Source organism: Hydrogenophilus hirschii, assembly GCF_054656675.1.
Genome location: NZ_BAAHXQ010000001.1, coordinates 933,926 through 948,275 on the forward strand (window position 1 = coordinate 933,926; position 14,350 = coordinate 948,275).

The following is a 14,350-nucleotide window of genomic DNA, read 5'->3' on the forward strand; positions in this document are numbered from 1 at the left end:
TGCGTTTTTTGCCCACCACTTCGCTACAATACTCCTTTCGTTTCTTTTTCACAACCCTTTGAGGCAAAAAAGTGCAGACGACCAACGCCATCGCGGATGACCGAATCTATTTGCCCACGCACCAATGGTTGCAACCCGAAGGCGAAGGGCTGTGGCGCATGGGGATCACCCCTTTTGCGGCTGAACAGCTCGGTGACGTTGTCTTCGTCGAACTTCCGGATCGTGAAGTTCGGGTAAACGAAGGCGAAACCCTCTTCGTCGTCGAATCGGTCAAAACCGCGTCCGACGTCGCGGCACCGGTTGACCTCGAAGTCCTCGACGTCAACCGCGCGTTGCACGACCACCCCGAGTGGCTCAACGAAGCGCCGTTGGACCATTGGATCGTCCTCTTCCGCGCCGAAAAGCCGATCGATCCGGAAAAATGCCTCGCTGCGGAAACGTATGCGCAGCAAATCGCGGCAGAACGATGAAGCGCCCGCTTCCGTTCCCGCGCGCTCTGGTAGCGCTCTGGTTGCTGGTGGTCGCGTTCTTCGTGGTCTGGTACCACGGCGAAACGGTTCCACAACCCCTACCCGACGCGCCTACGCGTCCCAACGCTGACGCACGCCTTCCCTGTGTCTCGTACAGTCCCTACTTCCGTGCGGGCGTCACACCACTTGACCCCAATACCCAGATCCCACCGGAATGGATCGACCTGGACCTCCAAGCGTTGGCCAAAATCACCCGCTGTGTGCGCACCTATTCGGTCGACCAGGGGCTCGATCGAGTGCCCGAGTTCGCGGCGCGCCATGGCCTCACCGTTTGGCTGGGTGCGTGGATCGGACGGGACGACAAGAAAAACGCGCAGGAACTCGCGCGCGCGATCGCGTTGGCCAATCAATATCGCGGCGTCGTAACACGCCTGATCGTCGGCAACGAAGTCTTGCTACGGCGCGAACAGACACCAGAAAATTTGGCGCGCTACCTGGAACAAGCAAAAACACAAGCGCAGGTTCCCATCACCTACGCCGACGTCTGGGAATTCTGGTTGCGTTACCGCAATGCGCTACTTCCGCACGTCGACCTTGCAACGATTCATATCCTTCCGTACTGGGAAGATCGACCGCAGCCAATCGACTCGGCTGCAGAACATCTCTTCCGCATCCGAACGATGGCCCGCCAAGTGCTCGGTGCCATTCCGATCGCGATCGGCGAGACCGGCTGGCCCAGTGCTGGCAAACAACGCGAAGGCGCCGTTCCCTCCCGGGTGAATCAGGCGAAATACGTTCGCGATGTTCTCTCACTGGCGGCTACGTTCAACTGGGACGTCAATTTCATCGAATCCCACGACCAACCGTGGAAACGCGCTTTGGAAGGGACCGTGGGTGGGTATTGGGGGGTTTTGAATACCGCTCAGGAACCGAAATTTCCCCTCACTGGGCCGGTTGCGGAGCGGGACACCCTCTGGCCCCCTTTGACTGCGGCGCTCATGGGCGCGGTGCTGCTGCCGCTCATCGCGTCGCTGCGACGCTGGCCGGTGACGCTTCTTGGGGCAGCGCTGGGATTCACGGCCTTTTGGCAATGGGAACATGCGGTGGTCGCCTATCGCAACGCGTGGGAATGGGGAGCATTGGGCGCTACCGGGGTCGTTGCGCTTGTCGTCGCGGTCGCGTTGGCGGCACGACCCACGTACCGCGCGACTCCACCAGACTGGCTGACCGTTGCGACCAGCTATCTCCTCTTTGCCCTGGCCGTCGCCAACGTTTGGCTCGTCGTCGATGGCCGTTATCGCGACTATGCCACCTGTCTCTACCTACCGCTTGCGTTGGTGGCGCCACTGCGTCACTGGTCCGTTACCCTCACCGAACGGCTCTGGAGTGCGATCGCACTCCTTTGCGCCGCGTTCGTCTGGCTGAAAGAGGCGATGAACGGCCAAGCGCTCTTGTGGTTTCTCACCACCGCGGCGATCACGCTGTCGCTTCCGCGCGCCCGCGCTGCGTCCAGCCAAGCCACACGGGTAGCGCCAACAGCGCCGCAATGACCCCCGTCGTCGCACTATAGAAAACCGTGGCGAAGAGTCCCAACCAAAGCGCCCCAAACGCGATCTGTCGCCAGGAAAAGCGGAACGCAGCCATCGCGAGCGCAACGGCGACCCAACCCGCTCGTTCCTCGATGAACGCTTGCACGAGCAAGGTCTTTGCAACACACGCCCAACCCAGTTCCGGCTGCCATGTCGCACCACACGCAAAGGGGGCTACCCCACTTTCCAACCACAGAAAACGCAGCGCCAGAAAACCGGCAAGACTTACGAAGAGAACGAACCAACCACCTTTTTCCGCGACTACCAGCCTGTTAGAATCCTGCCTGCCTGTCGTATCCACAGCCGTTCTCCGCCCGTTTTCCCGTTGTGTCGTGATTCTACCGATTTTCCTTCACGCGATTTCGTAGGGACCACCATGCTCCGCTCTGTCACGCCCCTCCTGCCACTGCTGCGCCGAACGCTCACGGCGCTCCTCCTCACCGTGCTCGTCCTTACCGCTTTCTGGCAAGCCTGGGCCTGGCACGTGCGGCTGGGAACCGAACCTGGGGTTGCCGGAGAGATCAACGGGTTTGCCTACACACCGTTTCGCCGGGATCAATCGCCGCTCGAAAAGCGTTATCCGAGCCCGGAGCAAATTGCGCAAGATCTCGATCTACTCGCTCTCTATACGAAACGGATCCGCACCTACGGGGTCACCGACGCCCCCGCCATCTACCCTCTGGCCCACCAGCGCAAATTCGAAGTGGCTATGGGTCTCTGGGTCTCCGCGGATCAAGCGCTCTCGGAACGCGAAATCGCAGCAGGGCTCGAAATGGCGGAACGCTACGACAACATCACCCGCATCGTCGTGGGCAACGAAGCGCTCTTGCGCAAAGAGATGACCGTTGCCGAAATGGCTGCCTACCTCGATCGCGTCCGTGATGAACTGCGCCGCCGCTTTCCCGACAAAAATCGCCGCCCGCTCGTCTCGACAGCCGAACCGTGGCACGTTTGGCTGAAGAACCCCGAACTGGCGGACCACGTCGATTTCGTGATGATCCACCTGCTCCCCTACCACGAGGGGATCGACGTCGCCCGGGCGCTCGATTACGCCTTTGGACGCCTTGAAGAAGTGCAAAAGCGTTTCCCGAAACTGCCCGTCGTGATCGGTGAGATCGGCTGGCCCAGTCGCGGCGAAGTCATGCCCAACCTCTTGGGAGGGGATGAACGGGCTGAAGCTTCGATCGAAAACGCTGCCCATTTCGTCCGTGGCTTTCTCTCCGACCCTCGCTCGCTCTTTCTCGACTATTACATCATGGAGGCGTTCGATCAACCCTGGAAGGTGGCCGTCGAAGGGTGGGCAGGAGCCCATTGGGGGGTCTTTGACGCCGACCGGCAACCGAAATATTCGCTCGATGGCCTCATCGTCCGCGACGTCCGTTGGCAAGAGAAGGCCAAACTTGCAACCTTCATCGGCGCGCCGCTCCTCTTTGCGCTCGCCTTTGCGCTCGCCAGCTGGAACCTGCTCGGGCGTCTGTGGTTGATGGGGCTGACGCAGCTCTGTGTGATCGTGCTCCTCATCGGCGTCTATCTCCCCAAAGACTATTACCTTTCGCGCGGGGATCTCGTCGGCCTGATCTTCCTCATCCTGGCAACACTGATGACCGCCGCAGTGCTCCTCTCCCATGGGTTCGAATTCGGTGAAGTGCTCTTCAAACGGCAATGGCGGCGACGCTTCACCCCTCTGCCTCCAGTTCCTCCTGAAAAAGCCCCATTCGTTTCGGTCCACCTTGCTTGCTATAACGAACCGCCCGAAATGGTGATCGCCACCATCGATTCGCTCGTTGCGATGGACTACCCCCACTTCGAAGTGATCGTCGTCGACAACAACACTACCGACGAAGCGCTGTGGAAGCCGGTCGAAGCCCACTGTGCCCAATTGGGCGATCGGGTGAAGTTTTTCCACCTCCCCAAATGGCCCGGATTCAAAGCAGGGGCGCTCAATTTCGCGCTTCGGCAAACCGACCCACGTGCCGAGGTGGTTGGCGTCGTCGATGCCGATTACGTCGTCGAACGGGACTGGCTTGCGCGGCTCATCCCCCATTTCCTCGAGTCACCGCTGGTCGCGGTGGTTCAGGCGCCGCAAGCCCACCGGGAATATGAACACTCCTTTTTCCAACGGATGTGCAATTGGGAGTTCGAAGGTTTTTTCCGGATCGGGATGCACCACCGCAACGAACGCAACGCCCTCATCCAGCACGGGACGATGACGCTCATTCGCCGCTCGATGCTCGAAGCGGTTGGCGGGTGGTCCGAATGGTGCATCTGTGAAGACACCGAGCTGGGGTTGCGGCTCTTGGAGCGGGGCTATGAGATCCGCTACGTCGACCACATCTTCGGTCGCGGGCTGACCCCATCGGACTTCGCCGCGATCAAATCACAACGATTCCGCTGGGCGTTTGGGGCGATGCAGATCCTCAAAGCCCATATGCCGTATCTTCTGGGGAAAAAGCCATCCCAACTGACCTTTGCGCAACGCTACCATTTCCTCACCGGCTGGTTTGCCTGGTTTGGGGATGCGCTCCACCTCATCTTCGCGATGGGGTCGCTCTTCTGGACGCTGGGCATGATCTACGCACCCAAAACCTTCACTCTTCCCGTTGCAACGCTGGCAGCACCGGTGCTCGGCTTCATGGCGTTCAAGTCGGCGTTGGGGCCGATCCTCTATCGCCGCACCATGCAGACGAAATGGATCGACATTCTGGGCGCGTCGATCCTTTCGGTGGGACTGTCGCACACCATCGCGCGCGGCGTGTTGGCGGGGCTCACCCACAAAAAAGGGACGTTCGTGCGCACGCCCAAAGGGTGGCGCGCCAAGGGTACCTTCGCATTTTTTGGCCCCATCCGCGAAGAACTGGGTATGCTCATCGCGATCACCGCAAGCGGCGCGCTCCTCGTTGCACAACGGGGATGGCTCTCACTGGAAATCCAGCTCTGGGTTGCGATCCTGGCGCTGCAAACGATCCCTTACCTTGCGGCGGTGTTGTGCCAGATCTTTGCCTATCTGCCCGACAATACTCCACCCGAAACCGCTGCAAGCACCCCATCGCCAGCGCCACACTCCTGAAAACAGCGCATCGCTGGCGATACGGTTGACAAGCTATGATTATTAGAAAATAATTATATATACTATCACCAAAGGAGGCAGTGAAATGGCACACATCGTCATCCTCGGGTCGGGAATCGGCGGCATACCTGCGGCATACGAAGCTCGTGAACTCATCGGGCCGCCGCACAAAATCACCGTGATCAACGCCACCGACTATTTCCAATTCGTCCCGTCGAACCCCTGGGTTGCGGTGGGGTGGCGCAAAAGAGAAGAGATCGTCTTGCCTATCCGCCCCTATCTCGAACGCAAAGGGATCGACTTCATCGCGCAGCCCGCGACACGGATCGACGCGAACCACAACACCATCACGCTCGCCAACGGGGAAACGGTCGATTACGATTTTCTCATCATCACCACGGGTCCGAAGCTGGCGTTCGACGAAGTCCCAGGATCGGGGCCGAACGGGGGCTTTACCCAATCGGTCTGTACCGTAGACCATGCCGAGCAGTGTTACACCGATTTCGAAAAACTGTGTGCCGATCCGGGCCCCGTGATCGTCGGTGCGATGCCGGGAGCGAGCTGTTTCGGCCCCGCTTATGAATACGCGATGGTGCTCGACACTGCGCTGCGCAAACGCAAACTGCGCAGCAAAGTTCCGATCACTTTCGTCACTTCGGAACCCTACATCGGCCACCTGGGGTTGGATGGCGTCGGTGATTCCAAAGGGATCATGGAACACGAATTCCGCCAGCACGACATCCGTTGGATCACTAACGCCAAAACCACGCGGGTGGAAGACGGCAAGATGTTCGTCGACGAGCTCGACCGCAACGGCCAACTGGTCAAGCAACACGAACTCCCGTTCAAGCACGCGATGATGCTCCCGGCGTTCAAAGGAGTCGATGCCGTTGCAGCGGTCGAAGGGCTGTGCAATCCCCGCGGCTTCGTGATCGTGGATGAGTACCAGCGCAGCCCCAAATACCCGAACATCTACTCGGCTGGCGTTTGTATCGCCATTCCTCCGGTGGGTCCCACGCCCGTCCCCACCGGCGTTCCCAAAACCGGGTACATGATCGAGTCGATGGTGACTGCAATCGTCCATAACCTCAAAGAGGTGCTCGACGGCAAAGAACCCTCGCACAAGGGAAGCTGGCAGGCGCTCTGCCTGGCAGACTTCGGCGACCGTGGCGCTGCTTTTGCTGCAATCCCGCAACTGCCACCGCGTGACGTCAACTGGTTCGCGTCGGGCAAATGGGTCCATTGGGCGAAGATCGGGTTCGAGAAATACTTCCTCAACAAGATGAAAACGGGCAAGTCGGAGCCGTTCTACGAAAAAGCCTTGATGAAGATGATGGGTTTCTCCCGACTCAAAGAGTAACTCCACCTCTGACCCATTGTGCGCACCTCCGACCAGCGCGGCCGGAACCAAACGGTTCCCGCCGCGCTTCTTGCGTTTTCTGCGGCGCAAAACGCTCGAGCAACGCCGGTATATAATGAACCCTCATCAGCAAAACGAATGGATACACCGATGGCGCAGTACGTGATGTCGATGTTTCGGGTCAGCAAAACCGTCCCTCCGAAACGGCAAATCATCAAAGACATTTCGCTCTCTTTCTTCCCCGGAGCCAAGATCGGACTTCTGGGGCTCAACGGTGCCGGAAAATCGACCGTGCTCCGCATCATGGCGGGCGTCGATAAAGAGTACGAAGGCGAAGTCCAGTGGCAGCCGGGGATCAAGATCGGCTATCTGCCGCAAGAACCAGAACTCGACCCCAACAAAACGGTGCGCGAAGAGGTCGAATCGGGGTTGGGAGCGATCATCGAAGCGAAAAAACGGCTCGACGAAATCTACGCCGCGTACGCGGAACCCGACGCCGATTTCGACAAACTGGCCGAAGAACAAGCCAAATACGAAGCGATCCTGGCCAACGCTGGTGCGGACATCGAAAACCAGATGGAACAGGCAGCCGATGCGCTCCGCCTCCCCCCTTGGGACGCCAAAATCGCCAACCTTTCTGGCGGTGAAAAGCGTCGGGTGGCACTCGCGAAATTGCTCCTCTCCAAACCCGATATGCTGCTTTTGGATGAGCCGACCAACCACCTCGACGCCGAATCGGTCGAATGGTTGGAGCAGTACCTGGTGCGCTTCCCAGGAACGGTCGTCGCTGTGACCCACGACCGCTACTTCCTCGACAATGCCGCCGAATGGATTCTGGAGCTCGACCGCGGCGAAGGAATCCCTTGGAAAGGGAACTACAGCTCGTGGTTGGAGCAAAAAGAGAAGCGCCTGGAGCAAGAGGCGAAAGCCGAAGCAGCGCGCCTCAAAGCGATGAAACACGAATTGGAGTGGGTGCGCAGCAATCCCAAAGGACGGCAAGCCAAATCCAAAGCACGTCTAGCCCGCTTCGAAGAACTCGCCAGTATCGAGTATCAGCGCCGCAACGAAACGCAGGAGATCTTCATTCCGCCCGGAGAGCGTCTGGGGGACCAGGTGATCGAATTCCGCAACGTCAGCAAAGGGTTTGGCGATCGACTGCTGATCGACAATCTCTCGTTCATCGTCCCGAAAGGGGCGATCGTTGGGATCATCGGCCCCAACGGCGCCGGTAAATCGACCCTCTTTCGCATGATCCTGGGAAGAGAGCAGCCCGACAGCGGCGAAATCCTGATCGGCCCGACGGTAAAAATCGCGGCCGTCGACCAAACCCGCGAAGGGCTCGACCCCAACAAAACCGTCTGGGAAGAGGTCTCCAACGGTCAGGACATCCTCAAGATCGGCAATTTCGAAATCAACAGCCGCGCCTATCTTGGCCGCTTCAATTTCAAGGGGGCAGACCAACAGAAGATCGTCGGGAAGCTCTCCGGCGGCGAGCGGGGGCGTCTGCACCTGGCGAAAACCCTCCTGCAGGGGGGCAACGTGTTGCTCCTTGACGAGCCGTCGAACGACCTCGACGTCGAGACGCTTCGCGCCCTTGAAGAAGCGCTCCTCGAATTCCCCGGCTGCGCGCTGGTCGTCAGCCACGACCGCTGGTTCCTCGACCGGATCTGCACCCACATCCTAGCGGCCGAAGGGGATTCGCAATGGACCTTCTTCGAGGGCAACTACCGCGAATACGAAGAGGACAAGAAACGGCGTCTGGGTGAAGAAGCGGCAAGACCGAAACGGATCCGCTACAAACCGATCACCCGTTCCTAGTCCGGAATGAACTGGATCGCCACGCACTGGCAGGAAGCCGGCCATCGTTCAGGCCGGATCGCGGGGCTCGCTCTTTGCATATCCCATGACCACACCAAAGGATAAACTGGAGACACACAACCATGAGCGACGCGATCTTCCGCAAAACCGAAAAAGGGCAGGAAGAGATCAAAACGCGCAGCGCGGGACTCAATCCGCGACAACGGCGCATCCTGATCCTCATCGACGGTCAAAAGAGCGTTTCCCAATTGCGGGAGCTAGCCGCTACCGACGATTTGACCCATGTCCTCAGTACGATGGAAGAGCTTGGTCTGATCGAGCTGGTTGGGACGGTGGATGAAACAGGAGCAACGCAGTCGGTCGACCGCATCGAATCGATCACAGCGTTCCGCCCGCTCCCGGCCCCCCCCAACCCGAAAGAGCTCGAAATGGCGCGTAATTTCATGATCAATACGCTGCGCACCTTTTCCGCGACGCCGATCGACCACTTGTCTTTGATCGAAGACATTGCCGCCGCACCAGACCATGAAGTCTTGCGCGCCCTCTTCGGTCGCTGGTACCAAGCGATCGTCGAGACGACGCAAGGAAGAGCGCGGGCAGAACAACTGCGTCTCGACCTGTTGAAGGTCCTATGATCGTGCGAAAGATGCGTGCTTCGGGCGCAGCAGCTATTGACAGAGAGCGCGAAACACCGTATCATACGCGTCTCTCGCACGTTGCGGGTGGTTAGCTCAGCGGTAGAGCACTGCCTTCACACGGCAGGGGTCAGTGGTTCGATCCCACTACCACCCACCAGTGAAGTACGTACGGGCCGGTAGCTCAGTTGGTAGAGCGTCGCGTTCGCAATGCGAAGGTCGTGGGTTCGACTCCCATCCGGTCCACCAACCCATTTTTTTCCTGCTTTTGCTCCGATCTCCTCAGTACAGCTGTCGTACAGTGACTCGCTGTTTGTTTCCTATATCCCTGCCGCTTGCGCCCACCACTTGCTGACGATCCACACCTTGGTTCCGGGTTGGACCGCTGTAGCGAGTTCGACGATATCGAGGTTCCCCATCCGAATACATCCGTGCGAGCACGGTACCCCAAGCTTTTCCTCTTCTGCCGTGCCATGAAGGTAGATGAATCGCCGTTGCGTATCGACCTTCCCCAACCGATTCCAACCCACCTCTTCGCCACACAACCAAAGAATCCGCGTCAAAATCCAGTCGTGCGCGTCGGAACGCGCCAGACCGGCTCCGCTACCTTGCTTGCGCCCGTCCTGCCCCCATTGGGGAAGGAAGCCGCGAGCACCGGTCGGACGCCGCCCTTTGAAGACCGTCCCTAACGCCATTCCGGCACCGATCACCGCGCGGATGCGATGTCGCCCCAGCGGTGTCTGGCCACTGCCAAGCCGTTGCCCTACCCCGGCACGTGCTGTGGAAACGGGATAGATGCGTTGGCATACTCCGTCCCAATCGTAGAGAAAGAGGCGTTGGGTTGCGACGCAGATCACCACTTTTGCTGCGCTCATGATCGTTTTTTCCGTTGTGTGCGTCGAAGCTGAAAAAAATGGCGCAATTGCGCGATACACGCATCCCGCAGCACTCCGCCGCGAACCTCGGTATGCGGATTGAGCGCACGGTGGGCAAAAAGGTCGAGTTGTGAGCCCGCCACCCCGGTTTTGGGTTCCGGTGCGCCGAAAACCACGGCTGCGACCCGGGCTTGAAAAATGGCACCGGCGCACATCGCACAGGGTTCGACCGTCACATAGAGAATCGTCCCAGGCAACCGGTAGTTGCCCCGCTGTCGCGCCGCGGCGCGCAGTGCGACGATCTCGGCATGAGCGGTCGGATCGTCTGTGCCGATGGGCTGATTGCATCCCAACGCCACTAACGCACCTTCTGCTACCACCACCGCACCCACCGGCACTTCACCGCAACGCTCCGACAGTTTCGCCATAGCGATCGCCCAGCGCATCCACACCTGATCCCATAATGCCTGGGTCACCAGGGCATCCCGGCGATTGCGATGTGCCGAATGGGTCAAATTTGCTGCTCCGCAACAACCTTGACTCTATAATAGCAAAGTGCTGCGATCCCAAGGAATTCGACCTATGTCCCCCTCACAACAACACAACATTTTGTTCGATCCATTGGCGCGCTGGTGCACGCTAGGGCTCAAAACGTGTGCGGCAGACGATACCGCAATGGCTGTCGCACAGCAGATGGAAGCCCAAGGGGTCTCGAGTCTGATCGTCGAAAAAGCGGGAAAAGCCGTGGGTATCGTCACCGACCGCGACCTACGCAACAAAGTGGTTGCGCGTGGGCTTGCGCCGGAATCGGTTACCGCTGAGTCGATCATGGGGGCGCCGCTGGTGAGTTTACCCCGTCATGCGCCGCTTCACGCCGCTCTCTTGGAGATGGCGCGCCGCGGCATTCACCGCCTGGTGGTTTGTGATGAGGCAGACAACCCCATCGGAATCCTGTCGCAGAGCGATGTGCTCAAAACCCAACGCCATTCCCCCCATTTGATGGCGCTCGAAATCGAGAAAGCCACCGCTTTGGAGACGCTCAAGGAACTCCAACAGACGCTGCAAGAGTTGGTTGCGATCCTGGTTCGAACCCATACGCCCATTCAGGAGACCGTGGCGCTCATTGCCTATCTCAACGACGCGTTGGCGCGTCGGGTGGTGGAAATCACCGCGGAATCGGTAGGGTTGGGGTTGGACCGCTTTGCATTCGTCGTCCTGGGGAGTCAAGGGCGGGGCGAACAAACGTTGGCCACCGACCAGGACAATGCGCTCGTTTTGGCCGACGATCTCGACGAAACGGAAGTGGCGTTGGCTCAAACGCTCGGGGAACGCATTTCTGAAGGCTTACTCGCGATCGGTTTCCCGCCGTGCCCGGGAAACATCATGACCCGAAACCCCTTTTGGCGGCGCAGTGCGCAAGCGTGGCAAGAACAGATCGCTGCGTGGGTTGAGCGGCCCACACCCGAGCACGTGCTCAACGCGGCGATGTTTGCCGATATTCGGACGCTTGCGGGCAACGATACGCTCACACAGCAACTCGTGCAGAGGTTTTACACGGAAGCGGCGCGCGACAACCTCTTCTTTGCGCGGATGGCTCAGAACACGGTGCGCTTCGCGGTACCACTCGGCTGGTTGGGGCGGATCAAGACCAAACCCTCCGGTGCGATCAAGGCGGGGGTCGACCTCAAAAAAGCGGGGATTTTCGCGATCACCGATGGCATTCGGACACTTGCCCTGCGTCACCAAGCGTTAACGGGCAATACATTCGCGCGAATCGAAAAACTCAAAGAAAAAGGCGTATTGCCTGAACACGAGGGCAAGGAACTGCGCTCTGCCTTGGCCTTCCTGCTCGATCTACGGCTGCGTGCGCAGCTCGACGCGATCGACGCAGGCATGCCCCCCAGCAATGTGATCGATCTCAAAGCGCTTACGCGGTTGGAGCGGGCCGAACTCATCGCCGCGCTGCGTACGGTCGAGCGCTTTCAAGCGTTCATCCGCATGCACTTCAAATTGGACTTGTTGCGCAACTGAGCAACACGGGATCAAGCGACCGCGCCAGCCTGAACGGCGCGGATATAGGTCATGAGCGCGATCGTCTCTTCTGGTGTCAGATCGAGAAACTGAACGCCATAACCCTCCCCGCCGCGAAGATGGGCGGCATCCAGTTTCCGTTGGGAGCGCACCTGGGCACGCACACTCAGAATGAGTTCGCTGCCCGCCAAGTCGATTTTGAACTTCAACGTCACGGTCTCGCCGACCTGCAACGGGTGACGAGTCGCCAACAAGCCGCCACCCAACGAAAGATCCAACAACACGCCGCCATGGGGTGTCCCATCTTCGGTGAGAACCGCACAGACGAGGCGAACCGGCACACGGTCGCTGCGGCGCAGGCGTAACGCCTTGACTTCGCCCGGGTAGGTCAAGTGATGGTAGGGAAAAGGTTTCGAGACGTTCGCCAAAAGCGACCCGGAAAAAAGGAAGGCATAGGAGCCCGACGTCCCTTTGATTTGAAGCGTTGTCCCTTCCCTGATGAAGATGGGGACGTCATTGCGCGTCACCGCATCGATCAGCAACGATTTGTTGCGCAACATGCCGACGTAACGCGCCCAAAGGGGCTGCTCTTCACTGCCGATCTTGATTTGCAGCAACTCCCCAGGAACCAGATGGAGCTCATGGAACCCCAGAGAAACCGCCCTTTTTTCTTCGTCACTACCTTTGACTTCGACACGCTGCGCGCTTTCGAGTGCCGCGCGAAACCGTTCGTCGGTAGAAATGTCCCGCTCTGGACCCAATTTGAAGAGTTTTTGTTTTTCCTGATCGGTTTCGATCACATAACCGCGACGCAGCAGAAGCCGCCCGTCCCGGTCGTAGACGTCGAACGGCAACGGCTTCCCGACCAGGAGTTCGTGCAGTTTGACGGGGGCGCGCAACATCGGTCAAACCTCTTTTCGCGAAAAAGCAAGTCACTCCCACTCGATCGTTGCTGGCGGTTTGCCCGAAATATCATAAACGACGCGGTTGACACCGCGCACTTCGTTGATGATGCGGTTCGCGACGCGCCCCAACAAGGCGTGCGGCAGTTCGGCCCAATGCGCGGTCATGAAGTCCTGGGTCTGTACTGCGCGCAACGCGATCACGTATTCGTAGGTCCGCCCGTCTCCCATCACCCCGACGCTCTTGACCGGCAAAAAGACGGCAAAGGCCTGGCTCACCTTGTCGTACCAATCGGCCGCGCGGAGTTCGTCGATGAAGATCGCATCCGCCTGGCGCAAAATTTCGGCGTATTCGCGCTTGACTTCGCCCAGAATGCGCACCCCGAGCCCGGGACCGGGGAACGGATGGCGATAGACCATTTCATGCGGCAACCCAAGCGCAATCCCCAACTCCCGCACCTCATCTTTGAAAAGTTCCCGCAGCGGTTCCAGGAGTTTGAGGTTGAGCGTTTCCGGTAACCCGCCCACATTGTGGTGGCTCTTGATGGTGTGTGCTTTTTTGGTTTTGCTGCCAGCCGATTCGATCACGTCGGGATAGATCGTCCCTTGCGCGAGCCACCGGGCATTGGGGCGCTTCGTCGCCTCTTCCTGGAAGACCTCGACGAAGACGCGACCGATGATTTTCCGTTTTGCTTCCGGGTCCGTTACGCCGGCCAGCGCTTGGAGGAAACGCTCTGACGCGTCGACGTGGATCACCCGCATCCCCAAATGGCGGGCGAAGGTGGCCATCACCTGTTGCGCTTCGTTGAGGCGCAGGAGCCCGTTGTCGACAAAGACACAGGTGAGCTGATCGCCGATTGCCCGATGGATGAGCGCTGCGGCCACGCTGGAATCGACTCCGCCCGAAAGCCCCAAGATCACCTCTTCGTCACCAACCTGCTCGCGGATGCGCCCGACCGCCTCCGGGATGAACTCGGGCATCGTCCAATCCCAACCGCAGCCACAGATCTCATGGACGAAGCGCCCCAGTATCTCTTTGCCTTTGATCGTATGGGTCACTTCCGGGTGGAATTGCACACCGTAAAAGCCGCGCTCAGGATCGGCCATCGCAGCCACCGGCGTCGAATCGTTTTCTGCGATCACTTGAAACCCCGGGGGAAGCATGACCACGGCGTCGCCATGGCTCATCCACACCTCCAGGTAAGCGCGCCCCGATTCGTCGCGACGATCCTCGATGCCTTCGAAGAGCGGCGAGTGGTTGCGCAGCCGAACTTCGGCATAGCCGAACTCCCGTTTGCCACTGGGCGCGACCTTACCCCCCAATTGCTCAGCCATCGTCTGCATGCCGTAGCAGATCCCCAGTACCGGCACGCCCAGTTCGAAGACCGCTTGCGGCGCACGCCAGTCGACGGCGTCGTACGCAGAGTTGGGGCCACCAGAGAGGATCACCCCTTTGGCGCCGAACGAGCGGACGAAATCGTCGGAGACGTCGAACGGGTGGATTTCGCAATAGACCTGATGTTCGCGCACCCGCCTCGCGATCAATTGCGTGAGCTGCGACCCAAAGTCGAGGATCAAAATTTTGTCGTGTTGCGCCATGGTG

General features: G+C 59.4%; 12 protein-coding genes and 2 tRNA genes. 9 read left to right on the forward strand and 5 right to left on the reverse strand.

Annotation, left to right across the window (positions count from 1 at the left end; genetic code table 11):
• Positions 1-71: 71 nt before the first annotated feature.
• Both ACYQ4Z_RS04575 and ACYQ4Z_RS04580 read left to right on the forward strand, forming a co-directional pair.
• Positions 72-470: a glycine cleavage system protein H gene (locus tag ACYQ4Z_RS04575; RefSeq protein WP_438437973.1), complete on the forward strand. Its 399-nt coding sequence runs from the start codon at positions 72-74 to the stop codon at positions 468-470.
• A complete protein-coding gene (locus ACYQ4Z_RS04580) occupies positions 467-2,020 on the forward strand; it encodes a glycoside hydrolase family 17 protein (protein ID WP_219971006.1) in 1,554 nt (517 codons plus the stop codon). Before ACYQ4Z_RS04575 ends, ACYQ4Z_RS04580 begins: the two co-directional genes overlap by 4 nt.
• Here the strand turns inward: ACYQ4Z_RS04580 and ACYQ4Z_RS04585 are convergent.
• Positions 1,947-2,360 (reverse strand): hypothetical protein, encoded by a 414-nt coding sequence (locus ACYQ4Z_RS04585; protein ID WP_119335137.1) that lies wholly within the window; start codon positions 2,358-2,360, stop codon positions 1,947-1,949. The two genes, ACYQ4Z_RS04580 and ACYQ4Z_RS04585, sit on opposite strands and share 74 nt — an antisense overlap.
• A gap of 75 nt (positions 2,361-2,435) precedes the next feature.
• Here ACYQ4Z_RS04585 and ACYQ4Z_RS04590 point away from each other — a divergent pair, with 75 nt between their 5' ends.
• From ACYQ4Z_RS04590 to ACYQ4Z_RS04615, 6 genes are all read left to right on the forward strand, one after another.
• Positions 2,436-5,126, forward strand: coding sequence for a glycosyltransferase (locus ACYQ4Z_RS04590; protein WP_219971008.1), 2,691 nt, complete (start codon positions 2,436-2,438; stop codon positions 5,124-5,126).
• Positions 5,127-5,211: 85 nt separating this feature from the next.
• Entirely contained in the window at positions 5,212-6,486 is a 1,275-nt protein-coding gene (locus tag ACYQ4Z_RS04595; RefSeq protein WP_459860205.1) for an NAD(P)/FAD-dependent oxidoreductase, read from the forward strand.
• Positions 6,487-6,636: 150 nt separating this feature from the next.
• Positions 6,637-8,304 (forward strand): energy-dependent translational throttle protein EttA, encoded by a 1,668-nt coding sequence (gene ettA / locus ACYQ4Z_RS04600; RefSeq protein ID WP_459860473.1) that lies wholly within the window; start codon positions 6,637-6,639, stop codon positions 8,302-8,304.
• Between the two features lie 122 nt (positions 8,305-8,426).
• Positions 8,427-8,939 carry a hypothetical protein gene (locus ACYQ4Z_RS04605; RefSeq protein WP_219971014.1) on the forward strand — a complete coding sequence of 171 codons (513 nt, stop codon included), beginning with the start codon at positions 8,427-8,429 and terminating at the stop codon, positions 8,937-8,939.
• An 85-nt stretch (positions 8,940-9,024) separates the two neighbouring features.
• Positions 9,025-9,099 (forward strand) — tRNA-Val (locus ACYQ4Z_RS04610).
• Between the two features lie 13 nt (positions 9,100-9,112).
• A tRNA-Ala gene (locus ACYQ4Z_RS04615) sits at positions 9,113-9,188 on the forward strand.
• 71 nt (positions 9,189-9,259) lie between these two features.
• Here ACYQ4Z_RS04615 and ACYQ4Z_RS04620 read toward each other — a convergent pair.
• Positions 9,260-9,814: a L,D-transpeptidase gene (locus ACYQ4Z_RS04620; RefSeq protein ID WP_285615645.1), complete on the reverse strand. Its 555-nt coding sequence runs from the start codon at positions 9,812-9,814 to the stop codon at positions 9,260-9,262.
• Complete coding sequence (tadA, locus tag ACYQ4Z_RS04625; protein WP_217127029.1) at positions 9,811-10,290, reverse strand: tRNA adenosine(34) deaminase TadA; 480 nt, start codon at positions 10,288-10,290, stop codon at positions 9,811-9,813. Before tadA ends, ACYQ4Z_RS04620 begins: the two co-directional genes overlap by 4 nt.
• 106 nt (positions 10,291-10,396) lie before the next feature.
• On the opposite strand from tadA, the gene ACYQ4Z_RS04630 reads away from it, so the two are divergent.
• Positions 10,397-11,845 (forward strand): putative nucleotidyltransferase substrate binding domain-containing protein, encoded by a 1,449-nt coding sequence (locus ACYQ4Z_RS04630; RefSeq protein WP_219971034.1) that lies wholly within the window; start codon positions 10,397-10,399, stop codon positions 11,843-11,845.
• 11 nt (positions 11,846-11,856) lie between these two features.
• Here ACYQ4Z_RS04630 and ACYQ4Z_RS04635 read toward each other — a convergent pair whose 3' ends face one another.
• Both ACYQ4Z_RS04635 and guaA read right to left on the reverse strand, forming a co-directional pair.
• Positions 11,857-12,747, reverse strand: coding sequence for a PilZ domain-containing protein (locus ACYQ4Z_RS04635; RefSeq protein WP_459860208.1), 891 nt, complete (start codon positions 12,745-12,747; stop codon positions 11,857-11,859).
• Between the two features lie 30 nt (positions 12,748-12,777).
• Positions 12,778-14,346: a glutamine-hydrolyzing GMP synthase gene (gene guaA / locus ACYQ4Z_RS04640; protein ID WP_219971056.1), complete on the reverse strand. Its 1,569-nt coding sequence runs from the start codon at positions 14,344-14,346 to the stop codon at positions 12,778-12,780.
• Positions 14,347-14,350 lie beyond the last annotated feature (4 nt).

What these genes read in the sequence shown, in the direction of transcription:
- ACYQ4Z_RS04620 (WP_285615645.1), bottom strand. Translation starts at nt 9,814, where the DNA reads ATGAGCGCAGCAAAAGTGGTGATCTGCGTCGCAACCCAACGCCTCTTT.
- ACYQ4Z_RS04590 (WP_219971008.1), top strand. Translation starts at nt 2,436, where the DNA reads ATGCTCCGCTCTGTCACGCCCCTCCTGCCACTGCTGCGCCGAACGCTC.
- ACYQ4Z_RS04580 (WP_219971006.1), top strand. Translation starts at nt 467, where the DNA reads ATGAAGCGCCCGCTTCCGTTCCCGCGCGCTCTGGTAGCGCTCTGGTTG.
- ACYQ4Z_RS04630 (WP_219971034.1), top strand. Translation starts at nt 10,397, where the DNA reads ATGTCCCCCTCACAACAACACAACATTTTGTTCGATCCATTGGCGCGC.
- ACYQ4Z_RS04635 (WP_459860208.1), bottom strand. Translation starts at nt 12,747, where the DNA reads ATGTTGCGCGCCCCCGTCAAACTGCACGAACTCCTGGTCGGGAAGCCG.
- guaA (WP_219971056.1), bottom strand. Translation starts at nt 14,346, where the DNA reads ATGGCGCAACACGACAAAATTTTGATCCTCGACTTTGGGTCGCAGCTC.
- ettA (WP_459860473.1), top strand. Translation starts at nt 6,637, where the DNA reads ATGGCGCAGTACGTGATGTCGATGTTTCGGGTCAGCAAAACCGTCCCT.
- ACYQ4Z_RS04605 (WP_219971014.1), top strand. Translation starts at nt 8,427, where the DNA reads ATGAGCGACGCGATCTTCCGCAAAACCGAAAAAGGGCAGGAAGAGATC.
- ACYQ4Z_RS04595 (WP_459860205.1), top strand. Translation starts at nt 5,212, where the DNA reads ATGGCACACATCGTCATCCTCGGGTCGGGAATCGGCGGCATACCTGCG.